The following is a 17586-nucleotide window of genomic DNA, read 5'->3' on the forward strand; positions in this document are numbered from 1 at the left end:
AAGCTAATTCTGTTTCGTGGGCGTCAGCCGACGCTTCCCTCAAGCGAGATGCCGATCAGCTTCTGCGCTTCGACGGCGAATTCCATCGGCAGCTCCTGCAGTACTTCCTTGACGAAGCCGTTGACGATCAGCGCGATCGCCGCTTCCTCGGGAATGCCGCGCTGCAGGCAGTAGAACAGCTGGTCCTCGGAAATCTTCGAGGTCGTCGCTTCATGCTCGAACTGAGCGGACGAATTCTTCGCCTCGATGTAAGGCACCGTATGCGCGCCGCACTTGTCGCCGATCAAAAGCGAGTCGCATTGCGTGAAGTTACGTGCGTTCGACGCCTTGCGGTGAGCTGAAACCTGGCCGCGATAGGTGTTCTGCGAGACGCCGGCAGCGATACCCTTCGAGATGATGCGGCTCGACGTGTTCTTGCCGAGATGGATCATCTTGGTGCCGCTGTCGACCTGCTGATGGCCATTCGAAACCGCGATGGAGTAGAACTCACCACGGCTGTCGTCGCCGCGCAGGATGCAGGACGGATATTTCCAGGTGATCGCGGAGCCGGTCTCGACCTGCGTCCAGGAGATCTTCGAGCGGTGGCCACGGCAATCGCCACGCTTGGTGACGAAGTTGTAGATGCCGCCCTTGCCGTGCTTGTCGCCCGGATACCAGTTCTGCACCGTCGAATACTTGATCTCGGCGTCATCAAGCGCAACCAGTTCGACGACGGCCGCGTGCAGCTGGTTTTCGTCGCGCTGCGGCGCCGTGCAGCCTTCGAGATAGGAGACGTAGGCACCTTCTTCGGCGATGATCAGCGTGCGCTCGAACTGACCGGTGTTCTTCTCGTTGATGCGGAAGTAGGTCGACAGCTCCATCGGGCAACGAACGCCCTTCGGCACGAAGACGAACGAACCGTCGGTGAAGACGGCCGAATTCAGCGTCGCATAGAAATTGTCCGTCGTCGGCACCACGGAGCCGAGATATTTGCGTACCAGCTCAGGATGCTCGCGGATGGCTTCCGAGATCGACATGAAGATCACGCCGGCCTTCTTCAGCTCTTCCTTGAAGGTCGTGACGACGGAGACGGAATCGAACACCGCATCGACAGCAATCTTGGGCTTCTCGACGCCGGCGAGAATTTCCTGCTCGCGTAGCGGAATGCCGAGCTTCTCGTATGTCTTCAGAAGTTCCGGATCCACATCGTCGAGCGACTTCGGACCGGCGAATTTCTTCGGCGCGGCGTAGTAATAGATGTCGTTGAAGTCGATCTTCGGATAGTCGACGCGCGCCCATGTTGGCTCTTCCAGCGTCAGCCAGCGGCGATAGGCCTCGAGGCGCCATTCCAGCATCCATTCCGGCTCTTGCTTCTTGGCGGAGATGAAGCGGACAATATCCTCGGACAGACCCTTGGGAGCCTTGTCCATTTCGATGATGGTCTCGAAACCATACTTGTACTGGTCCACGTCAATCAGGCGAACCTGATCGACCGTTTCCTGGACTGCAGGCATTTCGTTCTCCAATCTCGCCGGATACAAGGTCCGGCAGCTTGTCAACGTTGCGGCAGACTTATGTCTGCCCTCTATGTAGTCGGCCAAAAGGGACTTTTCACCCCGATTGGCAAGCGGAAATTTCGGTTTCCGCAAAATTGTGGCCGTCAGGCCGCCGCACCCGCCAGCTTGCGCCTTCCTGCGATGCGGGCAAACGCGGCGATTGCGCGATTGATATCCGCTCCGGTTGTGGTCGGCCCAAGCGAAATACGGAGAGCCCCGAGCTTGGGGTCGCATCCCATCGCCACGAGCACATGGCTCTCGCCGACCTTACCCGACGAGCAGGCGGAACCAGCCGATATGGCAACACCTTCGAGATCGAAGGCGATCTGCCCGGTCTCGGATTTCAGGCCCGGCAGCGTAAAGAAGCAGGTGTTCGGTACGCGCGCGCCCTGTTCACCATGAATAATGACATCGGGTGCGCTCTGCCGCATGCCCTCTTCCAGCCGGTTGCGCAATCTGGCAATTGCGGCATTACGGCCTTCAAACCCATCGAGCGCGGCCGCGGCGGCTGCGCCGAAGCCGACGATGGCAAGCGTGTTTTCCGTACCCGAGCGATGGCCCTTTTCCTGTCCGCCGCCGTGGATCAGCGGTTTCGGCATCAGCACTTCACCGCGAGAGACGAGCGCACCGACGCCTTTGGGACCGCCGATCTTGTGCGAGGATATGATCAGGAAATCCGCACCGATCGCATTGATATCCAGCGGAACGCGGCCAGCCGCCTGAACCGCGTCGACCACGAAGAGCCCGCCCGCGGCCTGAACAAGCTTTGCCGCTTCAACGACAGGCTGGAGAATTCCGGTCTCATTGTTGGCAAGCATGATCGCCACCATCGGCAAGCCGGCCGTTTTGTCATGGGCTGACAGCAGCGCCTCCAGCGCGGCAAGATCGAGCGTGCCGTCTGCCGTCACCGGTATTTCGCTGACACTATCCTTGGCAAACCGCCCACCTTCGCGCACCGCCGGATGCTCGATGGCCGATATATATAGATGGCTGACCGCAAGCGGCGTCCGCCCCATGCGGAACTCCGGCGTCAGCACCATGTTGGCCGCCTCGGTGGCGCCGCTGGTGAAAACGACATGCGCGGGTTCCGCGCCCGTCAGGCTTGCCACTTGCCTCCGGGCGGCCTCGACAGCGGCCCGCGCTGCCCTACCTTCGCCGTGAACGGAATTGGGGTTGCCTTGAATATCCATTGCACGCAACATCGCATCGCGCGCCGCCGGATGAAGCGGCGCGGTAGCATTCCAGTCGAGATAGAGGCGCGTTGCCACCATAATCGTCTTCCTGCGCGACTTTGCTTTGTTGCGGCCGGCTCGTTTTTCCTTGAAATTTCAGCCGGGCATGCCTTATGACACGTTCCACAAGCCGTTGCACAAACAACGCGCGGAACACCGCATCAAGTTTCGAATTGTTCTAAACTGCGTTCTAGAAAAGATGAGCGCATTCGTCAAGTCAACTTGCTGCGTGCCGCAGGGTTTGAACGCAGAAAAAGAAGAGCCGGAGTATCGATGCCCGAAGTAATTTTCAACGGCCCCGCGGGTCGCCTTGAAGGCCGCTATCAGCCCTCCAAGGAAAAGAGCGCCCCGATCGCGATTATCCTTCATCCCCATCCGCAGTTTGGCGGCACGATGAACAATCAGGTGGTCTACCAGCTCTTCTATATGTTCCAGAAGCGCGGCTTCACCACACTCCGCTTCAATTTCCGCGGCATCGGCCGCAGCCAGGGCGAGTTCGATCACGGCGCCGGCGAGCTTTCCGATGCGGCTTCGGCACTCGATTGGGTGCAGAGCCTTCATCCGGACTCCAAGAGCTGCTGGGTTGCCGGTTACTCCTTCGGTGCATGGATCGGCATGCAGTTGCTGATGCGCCGCCCCGAGATCGAAGGTTTCATGTCGATCGCGCCGCAGCCGAATATCTACGATTTCTCCTTCCTCGCGCCCTGCCCGTCGTCCGGCCTGATCATCAATGGCGACGCCGACAAGGTTGCCCCGGAAAAAGACGTCAACGGCCTCGTCGAGAAGCTGAAGACACAAAAGGGCATCCTGATTACGCATAAGGTCGTTCCGGGAGCCAACCACTTCTTCAACGGCCAGGTCGAGACGCTGCTCGGCGAATGCGAGGACTATCTCGATCGTCGCCTGAACGGCGAACTGGTGCCGGAACCGGCAGCCAAGCGCATTCGCTAAGAAAACAAGCGCATCCGCTAAGAAAAACGGCCGTTAACGGACCATTCTGAAAGTGGGACACGAGATCCCGTCGATCGTCATCGACGGGTGATCCTGCATGCCGATTTTCCGTAAAACCCGTTGCGATGCGACGTTTTGCGGATGAGTGAAAGCAATGAATTGCCTGGCAAAGCCGCGCGTGAAGAACCATTGCGCCAATGCGCCGGCAATCTCGGTCGCGTAACCATTGCCCCAGGCATCCTTCTGAATGGAATAGCCGAGCTCGAACTCGCCCCTGCCGCTTTCCAGGTGAAAGCGCGAGAAGCCTGCGCGGCCGATAAAGCGTCCATCGTCGCGCCTCAGCATCTTGTATTTGGTCACGCCATCACGCGCCTCTTCGCCGAACCAGCTTTTCAGCCGCTCCTCGGCCTTCTCCAGGCTCCATGGAGCCGCGCCCGAGAGATAGCGCGTGGTTTCAATCGTCGAATGCAATTGCCGAATTACTTCGGCATCACCCTTGTCCCACATCGTTAGAACGAGGCGCGGGGTTTCGAGTATGATGGTGTCACTCATCTGCTTGCCTGTTTTCGTGATGGATCTGCGGTCTGCCGTAACGTGTACGGTCAGGCCAATTGGCAACCGGCCGGTTAGTGCTAAACGCTCGGCCTGATTTCAACAAGCCGATCAAGCGGCAATACCGCATGCGAAGGCCCGCCGAAGCGGGCCTTCAGATTATCGCTCGATATCATCCGTCAGTGACATGCCGGCAGGCCGGGAGCGCCGCACTTCTTCTTTTCCGGAGGCTTCTGCGGCGGGGGCGGAGGTGGTCTCTTCACCTGCTGTTGCACGACCTTCGGCTGCGGTTGCGGCCTGGGCTGAGCCTGCGGCTTCGGCGCTGGCGCCCTCGCCTGTGCCACGACATGCGGCGCGGGTTTGCGCTGCTCAGCAGCCGGATTGGCTTGCCAAGGCGGCACGGCGGCGACATGAGGCTGACTGTTGACCCGAGGTTGGCTGCCGGTGACCGCCTTGGGCTTCGCCGGCGTCCTGGCGGCGATGGCCGGCGGCACCGAGGCATGGGCGCTGGGCTTCGGTGCAACGGCCACCGGATTCGGTTTACCGCTCGGCGCTGCTTGCGGTGCCGGGGTTTTGGCAATCTGGTTTTGCCCCTTCACGGCAGGCGCGTTGCCAACAGCCGGCAGTGGTTGCCCCTTGGAACCGGGAAGCGCGTGTACATTGGCGTTCGGTGCAGTCTGAGGCTGCTGAGCCTGTTTCGTTTGCGCTGCGCCAGGATTGACCGACAGCTTGCCCGTGGCTGGCAAAGGCTGACCGTTGGCACCGGGAAGTGCATGCGCGTTGGCATTTGTGCCTTGCTGGGTAGGTTGAGCGGCGGCAGCCGGATTATGCACCGCATTGGGTGCGGCTTGCAGCGGTTGCGCCTGCTTGGTTTGAGCCGTTCCCGGATTGCCCGGCAGCTTGCCACCAGTCGGCAGCGGCTGAACATTGGTGCCAGGCAACGCGTGAGCAGCGGCATTTCCAGCTCGCGGCTGCGCCGATGGCGCGACAGCCGGAGCGGCTCCAGGTGCTGCCTTGACCGCTGCGGGCGGATTCTGCTTTTGCAGCACTGCCGCCTTCTTCTGCACCGACGGCGGCAGGGCGACATGCAGCGCCGCGGTGCCTGCTCCGGCAATAACGGCTGCGCCGGCAAGCTTCTGACCCGTCGTCAGTCCGGGTGCTGCAGGTGCGGCGCCATTCTCATTGACAACAGTATTGTTGTTGATGACCGTCGTGTTGTTCACGACCGTATTGTGAATGTTGTTGAAGATGACGTTGTTTTCCGGCGGCGCGATATCGCGCGGCGGTTCGACCCATTGAGGAACCGGAACGAAGACCGGCGCCGGCAGCACATAGACATCGACCGAGGGCTGTGGCGGCGCCAGCACGACGAAATCCGGCGGCTGCGGTGCCAGGAAGACGACAGGCGCCGATGGGGCATAACCGAAATGGGCATCATCGAAATAAAGCACCGGCCGATCGACATAGACCACTTCCGGTGGGGGTGGCGGCGGCACGTCATACTCGATAACGGCGAATGACGGCGGCGGCTCAAGCGCTGCTTCGAAATGCTCCAGACGGCGGCGGGCATCCCAGACGTGCGGACCGCGTGGATACCGCCTCAAATAGGACCAATAGGCCTCGGGCGTGTCCGCAATCCAAGTCTCGCGCCAGGTGATCGCTTCGCGACGCGCGGCGATGATGGCGCGCACACGCCTTGCCATGGAGTCGTTCGGATAGGCTGCGAGGAAATCCTCATAGCCCTGCAGCGTATCGCGATCGAGCGCGGCGAAATAAGCATCCCGCTCGTCGAAATCACGGATCGCCTTCGTGCGGATCGCAGCATTGTCGTAGCCGGAAGCCTGGGCGGCCGGAGCGTCGGGACCGCGATCGAAGAAGGTGAAAGCATTCTTGAATTTCGAGGCATCCCAGGAGATCTGCGCGCCCTTGGTTAGATCGCTGACGCGCAGGCGTGTGCGGTCGAACACATCGCCGAGCGGCAGGCCGCCGACGCGGATCATCTCCGCCAGCGCATGCGCGTAGGAACCATAGGGTCCGGCCTCCTGCGGCGCCACCGTGCCGGGCGCAGCATTGAAGGCGATCAGCTGATTGGCGTCCGGATCGACCAGTGCCAGTCCACCGGCCAACGGCTGATTGGATTGCACGAACGGATTGGCCCTCGCCGCATCGAGCACGATGATGCTGCCGCGATTGTTGATGGCCGCCAGCGATTTGGCGAAATCGGTCATCCGCAGCGCCTCGACCGGCACATCCGTGGCATTGGCGATTTGAGCATCCACGGGTACGAAATAATTATCGCCCTGATATTGCACGCCGTAGCCCGCCAGATAGACGAAAACGACGGTATCGGGGCCTGACGCATTCGCTTTCGTCAGAAAGTCCCTCATCGCATCGCGCAATCCGTTCTGGTCGAGGTCGCGCGCGCCGATCACATCGAAGCCGGCCGCCTGCAGCGTCTGCGCGATCAGGCCGGCATCATTGGCCGGTGTCGGAAGTGCGCCCGCCTTGTAGGCGGCATTGCCCACGACGAAGGCTATTCTCTTTTCGGGAGAACCTTGCGCTTCGGCAGGGCCCGCAGCAGCAATACCGGCCAAAACCAACATCATGGCAAAGAACGCCCAGATCGTCTTTTGAGATGACAATCCCATCATCGAGAGCAGAGGTGACATACCGGCTTCCTTCGCGAAACATGTGACGCACAGGGGATCAATAAGAAATGGCTAGGATTTGATTTGGGCGGATGCGCGGCATATTCCCGGCGGCATGACGGCGATGTCACGGTCTATTCACGTTCAGAAACGTCCGTTTGTAGATCCCGCCCTGCCGAAACTTGCCATCCGTCCCACCAAAATGATGACGTGCCGGCAAATCGGTGCTAAACGCGCCTCCGCGATATCAACAATAGCGACTTCGCCGCATCCTTCATCGACGCGGCTTCGAGAGACCAAGATCATGGCTGAGTTCAAATCCGATTTCCTGCGCACCCTGCACGAGCGCGGCTTCATTCATCAGATTTCCGATGAAGCAGGCCTCGACGATCTCTTCGCCAAGGAAACGGTAACGGCCTATATCGGCTTCGATCCGACGGCGTCGAGCCTGCACGCCGGTTCGCTGATCCAGATCATGATGCTGTACTGGATGCAGACGACCGGCCATCGCCCCCTGTCGTTGATGGGCGGCGGCACCGGCATGGTCGGCGACCCATCCTTCAAGGAAGAGTCCCGCCAGCTGATGACGATCGATACGATCGAGGGCAACATCGCGTCGATCAAGCGCTGCTTCTCGAACTACCTCACCTATGGCGAAGGCCCGAAGGATGCGTTGATGGTCAACAACGCCGAATGGCTGCGCTCGCTCAATTACCTGGAATTCCTGCGCGACGTCGGCCGCCACTTCTCGGTCAACCGCATGCTGTCCTTCGATAGCGTCAAGACGCGTCTGGATCGCGAGCAGTCGCTGTCATTCCTCGAATTCAACTACATGATCCTGCAGGCCTACGACTTTGTCGAATTGGCCAAGCGTTACGATTGCCGCCTGCAGATGGGCGGCTCGGATCAGTGGGGCAATATCGTCAACGGCATCGACCTCGGTCACCGCATGGGGACGAAACAGCTCTTCGCTTTGACTTCGCCGCTGCTGACGACGGCATCCGGTGCCAAGATGGGCAAGTCCGCCACCGGCGCGGTCTGGCTGAATGCCGACCTACTTTCGGCCTACGACTTCTGGCAGTACTGGCGCAACACCGAGGATGCCGATGTCTCGCGCTTCCTGAAGCTCTACACGACGCTGCCGATGGATGAGATCGCACGGCTTTCGGCCCTTGCCGGCTCCGAGATCAATGAGGTCAAGAAGATCCTTGCGACCGAAGTCACCGCGATCCTGCATGGCCGCGCCGCAGCCGAACAGGCCGCCGAAACGGCACGCAAGACCTTCGAGGAAGGCGGCCTGTCCGAAAACCTGCCGTCCGTCGATGTCCCGGCTTCCGAACTTGAAGCCGGTATCGGGCTTCTCTCGCTGATCGTGCGTGCCGGCCTTGCAGCTTCCAATGGCGAGGCTCGCCGCCACGTTCAGGGCGGCGCGGTTCGTATCAACGACGAAGCCATCAGCGATGAGCGCAAGATCATTGGCAGCGGCGAAGTGACGGCCGATGGCATCATCAAGCTGTCGCTCGGCAAGAAGAAGCACATCCTGATCCGCCCAGCCGCTTGAACGGTTGGTCGCGTGACAACGAACAAAGCCGGCGCACCCTCGCCGGCTTTTTTGTTTTCTGCTATCTTTGCGCGCGCAACGCTATCGATCCAATGGCGCTACCAGAAGCAATTTAAGCTCTTCATGTCGGATTGAGCCCTGCCCGTTCGTCCTCTGTAGGATCTGAAATGCCGGAGGTGAATTATGGATGAATTGCCCATCATCAAGACGAGGCGCAAAGGCCGAAGCCTTATGCAGAACATGCTGATTCCAAGTGAGGAAATGGTTGTCCGCGCGCTCTGGACGGCGCCTGCAGGTCGCCTATCGGATCTCGGCGAACTGCGACAGTCGCTTGCCAAACAATATGGTGCCGAGGCCTGCTGTCCTGTCACCGTACAGCAACATCTGGTGCGGATCAGCGAAGCCCGCGACGCTCCGTTCTGGCGTGTCGTGGATCCCGACCGACCATTCGCCCGGCGAATGAGCGGCGGACCTGAGCGCATACGGCAGCAATTGGCAGAAGAAAAATAATCCGTTACGCGGCGTCTTTATGAAAGAGACGCCGCGGTCGCCTTGCGGCGCACTTCCTCAATATTCAAATATCTGCCTGAAGACACCCGGCGCAATGATCGACAACGGGTTGATCTGGAGGTTCGATTTTTCCAACGTACCGGTCAGCCTGAAGGTGATGCCGATGAGACCACGGTCGCTGCCGTTGCCGAGGATGAAGCCGACGATCGGGACCTCCGCGAACAGCCGGTTCAGGCCGTAGGCGGGCATGAAGGTTCCGGTCATGTCCATCTTGCCGCTGGCATCCTTCAGCGTTCCCTGGAACGTCGCACCTAGCTGCACGCCGCGCACCACGCCGTTCTCCACCGATAACGTGCCGTCACGCATGACAAGCCGGGCAAAGCCCCGCTCGAAGCTCTGCGAACGCGTATCGATATTCTGCTTCACCGCCGCATTCAGGCTCTTTCCGTTCTTGCCGCTCGGCGTCGAGACGATGGTCGAAAGCTTCTTTTCATCGATGATGGCGAAGTTGCGGATATCGAGCGAGCCATCCCAATCATCCTGCCCGGTCGAGCGCAGCGAAAGATTGAGAAGCCCCCCCTTCAGGTGCTTGTAGAGATCGGTGAAGCGCGCGACCGCACCGGCGTCGCCGCTCGTGATGCGGATCACGCCGTTGCTGCCCTTGCTCATCTGGGTGACGAGAGCCTCGCCGCTGCGCGTCACGCCGGAAAAATCCGCTGCCGTCGTCTTGCCGCCGGCGATCGAATAGACGCCCTTGACGTTGCCCATGGTCTCGTCGTTGAAACCGATGACCTTGTCGATATTGGCGCGAACGGTCGCGCTCGCCGAAGCATCGCCATCCGAATTTTGCTGACCGCCTGAGGTAGACGACTTCAGGCGGGCCAGGATCGGACGTATGTCGGCGGAATTGCCCGATATGGCGACATCGTAACCGCCGCTTTTGCTCCGCTTCAGGGAGAGCGCAAAATCGTCGAGCGCCGAAAGCTTGACGCTGTCGAAGCTCGCCGATGTCAGAGTCCCCTTGCTGATCAGGAGATCGCCGCTGACGCCGAAACCGTCGCCCTTGAGCGTGAAATTCTTGAGCGTCGTCTGATTGTCGGGGCCGGACGCCTCGAACTGCGCGACCGCGCCGATGCCGCTACCCTTCGACCAGCCGACCCAGGGCACCGTCAGTGCCGCCTTGCCGAGATCGACCTTGACGCCCTGGCGATCCTCGTCGATGCGCGTCAACTCCACCTTGACGGGTCCGTCGATTATATCGCGAAGACCGGGCAGAACCGCGTTGCGCTGCGCATCGGTCAGCGTGGCCGTAATCACACGCGCTCGCTTTATCGGCGATTTGCCGTCGGTCGGCTCGACCATGTCGATCTCAGCGGGAATGCCATCGATCTGGGCCAGTGCCTGCAGATGAATCGATTGTGGATCAGCTGAAATCTCGCCCGTCAGATTGTCGATCTTGCGATTGTTCATCGGCTTCAGCAGATCGACATTGTCGAGTTCGAGCTTCGCCTGCCAATCCGGCGGAGGCGGCTGCTGATCCCTGATCAGTCCGATCCTGGCATCGACCTTGGCGACGATCTTGCCGTTGAAATCCTCCGGCTTGAACTCCGTCCGCTGCAGCACCTCGAGCGGCTTGTAGCTCAGGAGCTCGCCTATGGCGTCACCCGAGCCTGATATCGTCAAGTCGAGATCGGCCATCAACGGCTTGTCATATGTCGCCGGGATCGAGAAGCCGCTGTCGTTCAGAGTGATCGTGCGGCCAGTGGCAAAATAGGAGGTTGCCGTCGCGATATTGACGGCCATGTTCGGCCCGGTCAAATCGAAATGGGCTTTGGTGTCGCGCAACGGCGGGATGTCGCCGGGGACGTTCAGACGCGCGCCGGCGATGTCGAAGGCGATGTGCAGCTCGTTCTTGCCAAGCTGCAGCTTGCCGCTTTGCGAAGCTTCCCTCAGCCTTCCGGCAGGAATGAAGACGGATATGACGGCATTGGTCACCGAGCCGCCAAAAAGATTGGCTTCGACCCATGTCCTCGGTTTCGAGGCCATCCAGAAAGGCCAAAGCTGCTTGATAACAGTTGTATCCAGTTTGTCGGCGCGGCCGCCGAAGCTGATTTCCGGCGAGCTGTCACCGAGCTTCATATGCAGGGAACCGAACAGTGCACCTTGTGGTGTCGATACGCCGAGATCGTCGAACTGGAATTCCTTGGTCTCGGAAAGAAAGTGCCCCGTGGCGCGACCATCGAAACTGACCGGCTTTTCCCCCGAGATCGATGATGCGGCAACGCCATCCTTGATCACGAAATCGATGCCGAAACCCTTGCCTGCATTGGCATTGACACGATCGAGATCGATGAGCGCACCGGAGAACGGCACCATGGTGCCGACGAATTGCACCTTTGAAGGCGCAATCTCCAGCGTCTGATGATCGAAATTATAGGCGAGGTTGATGTTGCCCTGCGTCAGGTCCTGGATGTCGCGATCCATATAGAACGTGCCGGGCTGCACGTCGATCGAGGCTTCGAGCTTCGGATCGATGCCGGCATCGCCCTTGACGGCGGACAGGATCACATTGGCAAAACTGACGACGCCCTGCCGCGGCGCGCCGTTCGCATCATAGGCCATGGTCAATGGCTTGAGATCGAGATTGGAGATTCTCGCCGTCAGCGACGAACTGTGGCCGGGCTGCTGCTGCGCCGCCTTCACGTCCAGTGTCGCCACCGACCCGTTGACGGCAACCTCGCCAAAGAGATGCAACGCGTTCGGCTCGGCGCGTTCGAAGGTAAGATTGTCGACCACGAGAGAGATCGGATCGCCTTCCTGGCGCGCCAGCTTCATCGAGAATCCGGAAATGCGCACGGAATTCGTGCCGCCGCGCTGCACGAAATGCTCCAGGAAATCGAGATTGTCGAAGGCCGCGTTCAGCGCCTGCGGCAGTGCATCGACCCGCAGCTTCGTCAGATCGACGGGATCTCCCTGGGGCAGAAGCGATGTATCGAGCGCGATGCCCTCCGCCGCCACGCTTGCAACCTCCACCCGGCCCTCGAGCAGAGCCAGCGGATCGAGCTCCATGTTGACGGCAGACATCGTCGACAGATGCTTGCCGCTGTCCTGATCGATGACGTTCACGTCGTGAGCTTCGAGCGTCAGCCGCAGGCCGGATGTGAAGCGGATCACGGTTGCGCCGACTTCGGCCTTGTAGCGTGGGCCGATGGCATGATCGAGCGCCGTCTGCGCCTTCTGCGACAGCGGCGCGTCGAAGATACCGCCTTCGATGGTCGCGATGATGGCGCCGATGATGATGGCAAGAAATGCAAAGAAAACCAGCGTGATGCGGCAAACATGCCAGACATGCGAACGACGACGGCGCACGCGCTCCGGCACATGCACGATCAGCGGATCTTCGGCCTGGGCGGACGGCAGATTGTCGAGCGGCACGAGATCCTTTTTGCGGAATGTTATCTTTTCGCCTCGGATCACTCCTGCGCGTGCCTTTCGCTCTCTACAATTTTGTTGGTGACGCTGCGTCCCATTGGACGGCACACGCGGGCAGTATATATGGCTTCCCTCAAGTGTCATCTAAAAAACCGGCAAAAGAAAGGTTTTCCCGTGGCGGAAGTTTTTCCAGTTCAACTCGGCATTGGCGACAAAGCACCGGATTTCGATCTCCCACGCGATGGCAGCGGCCGTATTCGTCTTGCCGATTTTACCGGGAAGCCGCTGGTGGTCTATTTCTACCCCAAGGACGACACCACGGCCTGCACGACGGAATCGATTTCCTTCACGGCGCTCGCAGCCGCTTTCGCCAAGGCTGACGTCGCCCTCCTCGGCGTGTCTCCGGACCCGGTCAAGAGCCACGACAAATTCGTCAAGAAGTATGCGCTCTCCGTGCCGCTCGCCTCCGACGAGGAAAAGACCATGGCGATGGCCTATGGCGTCTGGCGGGAGAAGAGCATGTATGGCCGCACCTATATGGGCGTCGTGCGCTCCACCTTCCTGATCGGTGCCGATGGCCACATCGCCAGAATATGGGACAAGGTCAAGGTCGCAGGACACGCCGAGGCCGTTCTGGCCGCCGCGATGGAACTTTGACGGCATGAAGGACAATCTCGAACCGATCACATCGCTGCGTGGCGGCGCCATCGCCGCCATCCGCGCGGCCGATCTCGATCAGAAGACCGAGCTTGCCCAGGAATCGGCAAGACGCTGGTTTGCCCGCACGCTGTCGCTGCGTTCGCCGCTCGATCCGCCGCTCGCCGATCGCCCCGGCCGCCCCGACAAGCCGGATCTGGTGCCGCCAAAGCATATGGAGAAGCGCTCCCTGCATACGCTCAAGGGCCGCATCGCACTGCTGCACGCTATCGCCCATATCGAGCTGAACGCCGTTGACCTGGCACTGGATATCGTCGCACGCTTCGCGACGGGGCCGGTTCCGAATTCATTCTTCGACGGCTGGATGCAGGTCGCCTTCGAGGAAGCCAAGCATTTCCGCATGGTGCGGGCGCGGCTGCGCGAACTGGGCGTGGACTATGGCGATCTGCCGGCTCATGACGGCCTGTGGCAGGCAGCTCATGCGACCCGCACCGATCTGACCGCCCGCCTCGCCGTCGTGCCGTTGATCCTCGAAGCCAGGGGATTGGACGTAACGCCGGCGCTGCAGGCGAAGATGCGCGAAACCGGTGATCTGGAGAGCGCCGCCATCCTCGACGTCATCTATAATGATGAAAAAGGCCATGTCGCCGTCGGTGCCAAATGGTTCCGATTCCTGTGCGCACGGGAGAAGCGCGATCCGGCCCGCACCTTCCAGGAATTGGTGCGCGCCAACTTCCGCGGCTCCCTCAAAGCGCCGTTCAACGACATCGCAAGGGCGGAAGCGGGACTGACTCCATCCTTCTATCGCTCGTTAACCTCTACGAACAGCGCATAATCCCCTAACATTACAGGCTTTTTCCGGTATTTAACGATGCGCCGGAAAGTATTCGTTAACCATAATGCCGTGTACTTCAAATCAATGCCATAAGGCATCGATTGGGAGATTCTCGGTGATAGCAAAGCCCCAAAATCGGGTTTTCGGCAAGCAGCAGCGACACCACACCATTATCGTCGCCAGCGGCGATACGGTGCGCCATATGACCGTGCGTCCATGGATGGCCGCCATTGCCGTCTGCCTGACCGGGATCTTTTCGATCGGCTATCTGCTTGCCACGTCCTATCTCGTGCTGCGCGACGATCTGATCGGTGCGACGATGGCCCGCCAGGCGCGCATGCAATATGACTATGAAGATCGTATCGCCGCCTTGCGCGCCCAGGTCGACCGCGTGACGTCCCGCCAGCTCCTCGACCAACAGGTCGTGGAAGAGAAGGTCGACAAGCTGATCGAGCAACAACAGCAGCTTTCATCCCGCAACGGCAAACTCGGCACCTTGCTCGACAGGGCCGAAAGCTCCGGCCTTACCGACAAGAGCCAGCATCCCGACGCAAATGCCGCCGTCCCCGGCAACGAACATGCCCAGCTGACCGCGCCGAAGGCGATCGAGAAGCTTCTTTTGGGGGGTAAGCCGGCCGATGTGACACCCGATAACTCCACGCTCGCCTATGTCCCCGCACCGGAAACGGTCGCCGATCGCGCCGATCGCGTCTTCTCGAAGGTGACGTTGTCGTTGAAGCACGTCGAACAGGATCAACTGACCCGTATCCGTAACCTCACGGCCGATGCCTCCGGGACAGCGAATGAAATCCAGACGATCATGCACAATGTCGGGATCAAGATTCCGAACGAGGTCGCGCTCGCAAAGGGCGAGGATGCGGACAACGGCGTGGGCGGACCTTACGTGCCGCCTGAAAATGTGGATCAGTTCGAACGGTCGATGGCGGACCTCGATACAGCATTGACGCATCTGGAAACCGTGCGGGGTGCGGCCGAAAGCCTGCCCTTCCGAAATCCGGCAGCGGGCAAGCTCATCACCAGCCCCTTCGGCAATCGCAAGGACCCATTCTTCGGCACGCTGGCACTCCACACCGGCACGGATTTCCATTTCAGCCCCGGCGAGAAGATTAAAGCCACTGCCCCTGGCAAGGTCATCGCGTCCGGATGGACGGGCGGTTACGGCAATATGGTGGAGATCGACCATGGCGACGGCATCTCAACGCGCTATGGCCATATGGAGCAGGTTCTCGTCAAGGTCGGCGACAAGGTCGGTGCGGGCGCCGTCGTGGGCCTTGCCGGCAGTACCGGACGTTCGACTGGAACGCATCTGCATTATGAAGTCCGCGAGAACGGGCATCCGGTAGACCCGATGTATTTCATCAATGCCGGCACGAAACTCGCAAGTTACATCAGCGGATTGGGCGCAATTTAGCTGCCGGAATTGTGACAAACGCGCAACAAAGATGGCACTAATCCAAAAATTGCGTTATGAATGAGCTTCAGGTCCGTTGAAGCGCCTGCTTTCCTTGACTTCACGGGTATTTGGTTCTATGTCGCGCTGCGTTGCGGCACGTTCCTGCGTGTCGACTCATAGTGTTCGACTGAACCAAGACGGAATTAGATTTCCCTTTGACAACATTTGCTGACCTTGGCCTGAGCCAAAAAGTCCTTTCCGCGGTAACTGACGCGGGCTACACCACACCGACTCCGATCCAGGCCGGTGCCATCCCGTTTGCGCTTCAGCGCCGCGACATCTGCGGCATTGCCCAGACCGGAACGGGCAAGACGGCCTCTTTCGTGCTGCCGATGCTGACGCTGCTCGAAAAGGGCCGCGCCCGCGCGCGCATGCCGCGCACGCTGATCTTGGAGCCGACGCGCGAGCTGGCGGCCCAGGTCGCCGAAAACTTCGAGAAGTACGGCAAGAACCATCGCCTCAACATCGCCCTGTTGATCGGCGGCGTGTCTTTCGAAGATCAGGACCGCAAGCTGGAGCGCGGCGCCGATGTGCTGATCTGCACGCCTGGCCGCCTGCTCGATCATTTCGAGCGCGGCAAGCTGCTAATGAGCGCCGTCGAGATCTTCGTCATCGACGAGGCCGACCGCATGCTCGACATGGGCTTCATCCCCGATATCGAGCGCATCGCCAAGCTCATTCCCTTCACGCGCCAGACGCTGTTCTTCTCGGCCACGATGCCGACGGAAATCCAGAAGCTGGCCGATCGCTTCCTGCAGAATCCGGAACGCGTCGAAGTCGCCAAGCCGGCATCGACGGCCAAGACCGTGACGCAGCGCTTCGTTGCCTCGCATGGCAAGGATTACGAGAAGCGCGCCACCTTGCGCGATCTCATCCGCGCCCAGACAGATCTCAAGAACGCGATCATCTTCTGCAATCGCAAGAAAGATGTGGCCGATCTCTTCCGCTCGCTCGAACGCCACGGCTTCTCTGTCGGTGCCCTACATGGCGACATGGACCAGCGCTCGCGCACGACGATGTTGCAGAACTTCCGTGACGGACAGATCCAGCTTCTCGTCGCCTCCGACGTCGCAGCCCGGGGTCTCGATCTTCCCGATGTCGGCCACGTCTTCAATTTCGATGTTCCGATTCATTCGGAAGATTATGTCCATCGTATCGGCCGCACCGGTCGCGCCGGTCGCTCCGGCGCAGCCTTCACCATCGTGACGAAGCGCGACACCAAGCACGTCGACGCGATCGAGAAGCTGATCGGTGAAGACGTCCAGTGGTTGAACGGCGACCTTTCGGCGCTTCCGCCAGCGGAAGAGAGCGGGGACGACAACCGTTCCTCCCGCCGCCGCGACCAGAAGGGCAAGGGCCGCGATCGGGATCGCAGCCCCAGGGGTCGGAGTGCCCCGAGTCATAAATCTGATATCGACGTCGAGGATAATGGCGTCGTAGCGATCGAAGCAGCACCAGCAAAGGCCGAAAGCGTGAGAAACGAGCGGAAGTCTGAGAACAACAACAAATCCCACAACGGTTCTCGCAACAGCCACCGGCCCTTCCCTGCTGCCAACGATGACAATCGTGAACGCCGCAACCGCTATCGCGACCAGGATGACGGCCCGACCCCTGTCGGCTTCGGCGACGATATCCCGGCTTTCATGCTCATCGTAGCAAACGCCAAGGCCTGATAGACCCCATATAGACGTACATCTGGGGATCCAAGCATTGGGTAAGCCCGGCATCGATTTCCCAGGATTAGGAACCGGTCTCGCAATTTTGCGGGACGGCAAACTATTGCTCTATCGGCGCCTCAAGGCACCGGAATCCGGCTTGTGGAGCATCGTCGGCGGCAAGGTCGATCATATGGAGCCGGCCGCCAAGGCCGCGGTCCGCGAAGCGGAAGAGGAAAGCGGCCTCTCCATCGGCAGGATCGACTATCTCTGTACGCAGGAAGTCATCATCGAGGCCGACCAACAGCACTGGATTTCGCTGATCTACATCTGCAGGGATTTTTCCGGCGAACCGCGCTTGATGGAGCCGGACAAGCTCTCCGATTTCGGCTGGTTCAGCCGCGACGAGCTGCCGGCTCAGCTTTCCGAATTCGCCAAGGCAACTATTGCCCATTTGAGCGAAGACGATTTCCGCTGACGCCTGAAGCCCGGCGTCACATATCTTTCATCGTCTCCAGTTAGGCAGGCCGAAATCTGGAGACCG

General features: G+C 60.2%; 13 protein-coding genes. 8 read left to right on the top strand and 5 right to left on the bottom strand.

From position 1 onward, the window contains the following. Nucleotides 1–23: 23 nt before the first annotated feature. The gene (gene sufB, locus FP026_RS19345; RefSeq protein WP_149636243.1) at nt 24–1493 is read right to left on the bottom strand and encodes a Fe-S cluster assembly protein SufB; all 1470 of its coding nucleotides are present in this window, start codon (nt 1491–1493) and stop codon (nt 24–26) included. A gap of 146 nt (nt 1494–1639) precedes the next feature. Continuing rightward, the gene (locus FP026_RS19350; RefSeq protein WP_149636244.1) at nt 1640–2806 is read right to left on the bottom strand and encodes a cysteine desulfurase family protein; all 1167 of its coding nucleotides are present in this window, start codon (nt 2804–2806) and stop codon (nt 1640–1642) included. A gap of 234 nt (nt 2807–3040) precedes the next feature. Between FP026_RS19350 and FP026_RS19355 the strand changes: the two genes are divergently transcribed. Continuing rightward, a complete protein-coding gene (locus FP026_RS19355) occupies nt 3041–3718 on the top strand; it encodes an alpha/beta hydrolase (protein WP_004108794.1) in 678 nt (225 codons plus the stop codon). A gap of 33 nt (nt 3719–3751) precedes the next feature. Here the strand turns inward: FP026_RS19355 and FP026_RS19360 are convergent, their stop codons facing one another. Beyond that, a complete protein-coding gene (locus tag FP026_RS19360) occupies nt 3752–4270 on the bottom strand; it encodes a GNAT family N-acetyltransferase (protein WP_149636245.1) in 519 nt (172 codons plus the stop codon). Between the two features lie 179 nt (nt 4271–4449). Continuing rightward, on the bottom strand, nt 4450–6939 hold the full coding sequence (locus tag FP026_RS19365) for a caspase family protein (protein ID WP_149636246.1): 2490 nt from the start codon (nt 6937–6939) through the stop codon (nt 4450–4452). A gap of 283 nt (nt 6940–7222) precedes the next feature. Between FP026_RS19365 and tyrS the strand changes: the two genes are divergently transcribed. Beyond that, nucleotides 7223–8479 (top strand): tyrosine--tRNA ligase, encoded by a 1257-nt coding sequence (gene tyrS, locus FP026_RS19370; protein ID WP_149636247.1) that lies wholly within the window; start codon nt 7223–7225, stop codon nt 8477–8479. 183 nt (nt 8480–8662) lie between these two features. Continuing rightward, entirely contained in the window at nt 8663–8989 is a 327-nt protein-coding gene (locus tag FP026_RS19375; RefSeq protein ID WP_149636248.1) for a hypothetical protein, read from the top strand. A gap of 57 nt (nt 8990–9046) precedes the next feature. Here FP026_RS19375 and FP026_RS19380 read toward each other — a convergent pair whose 3' ends face one another. After that, nucleotides 9047–12466: a DUF3971 domain-containing protein gene (locus FP026_RS19380; protein ID WP_149636249.1), complete on the bottom strand. Its 3420-nt coding sequence runs from the start codon at nt 12464–12466 to the stop codon at nt 9047–9049. A 129-nt stretch (nt 12467–12595) separates the two neighbouring features. Here FP026_RS19380 and FP026_RS19385 point away from each other — a divergent pair, with 129 nt between their 5' ends. From FP026_RS19385 to FP026_RS19405, 5 genes are all read left to right on the top strand, one after another. Continuing rightward, on the top strand, nt 12596–13078 hold the full coding sequence (locus FP026_RS19385) for a peroxiredoxin (RefSeq protein ID WP_149636250.1): 483 nt from the start codon (nt 12596–12598) through the stop codon (nt 13076–13078). Between the two features lie 4 nt (nt 13079–13082). After that, nucleotides 13083–13913: a ferritin-like domain-containing protein gene (locus FP026_RS19390; protein ID WP_149636251.1), complete on the top strand. Its 831-nt coding sequence runs from the start codon at nt 13083–13085 to the stop codon at nt 13911–13913. 115 nt (nt 13914–14028) lie between these two features. Continuing rightward, a complete protein-coding gene (locus tag FP026_RS19395; RefSeq protein ID WP_149636252.1) occupies nt 14029–15345 on the top strand; it encodes a M23 family metallopeptidase in 1317 nt (438 codons plus the stop codon). A gap of 197 nt (nt 15346–15542) precedes the next feature. Beyond that, complete coding sequence (locus tag FP026_RS19400; RefSeq protein ID WP_149636253.1) at nt 15543–17060, top strand: DEAD/DEAH box helicase; 1518 nt, start codon at nt 15543–15545, stop codon at nt 17058–17060. Nucleotides 17061–17097: 37 nt separating this feature from the next. Beyond that, nucleotides 17098–17520, top strand: a complete 423-nt coding sequence (locus FP026_RS19405) for an NUDIX domain-containing protein (protein ID WP_149636254.1) — start codon at nt 17098–17100, stop codon at nt 17518–17520. Nucleotides 17521–17586 lie beyond the last annotated feature (66 nt).

It is taken from the genome of Martinezella tropici, assembly GCF_008370325.1.
Taxonomy (GTDB): domain Bacteria; phylum Pseudomonadota; class Alphaproteobacteria; order Rhizobiales; family Rhizobiaceae; genus Rhizobium; species Rhizobium tropici_B.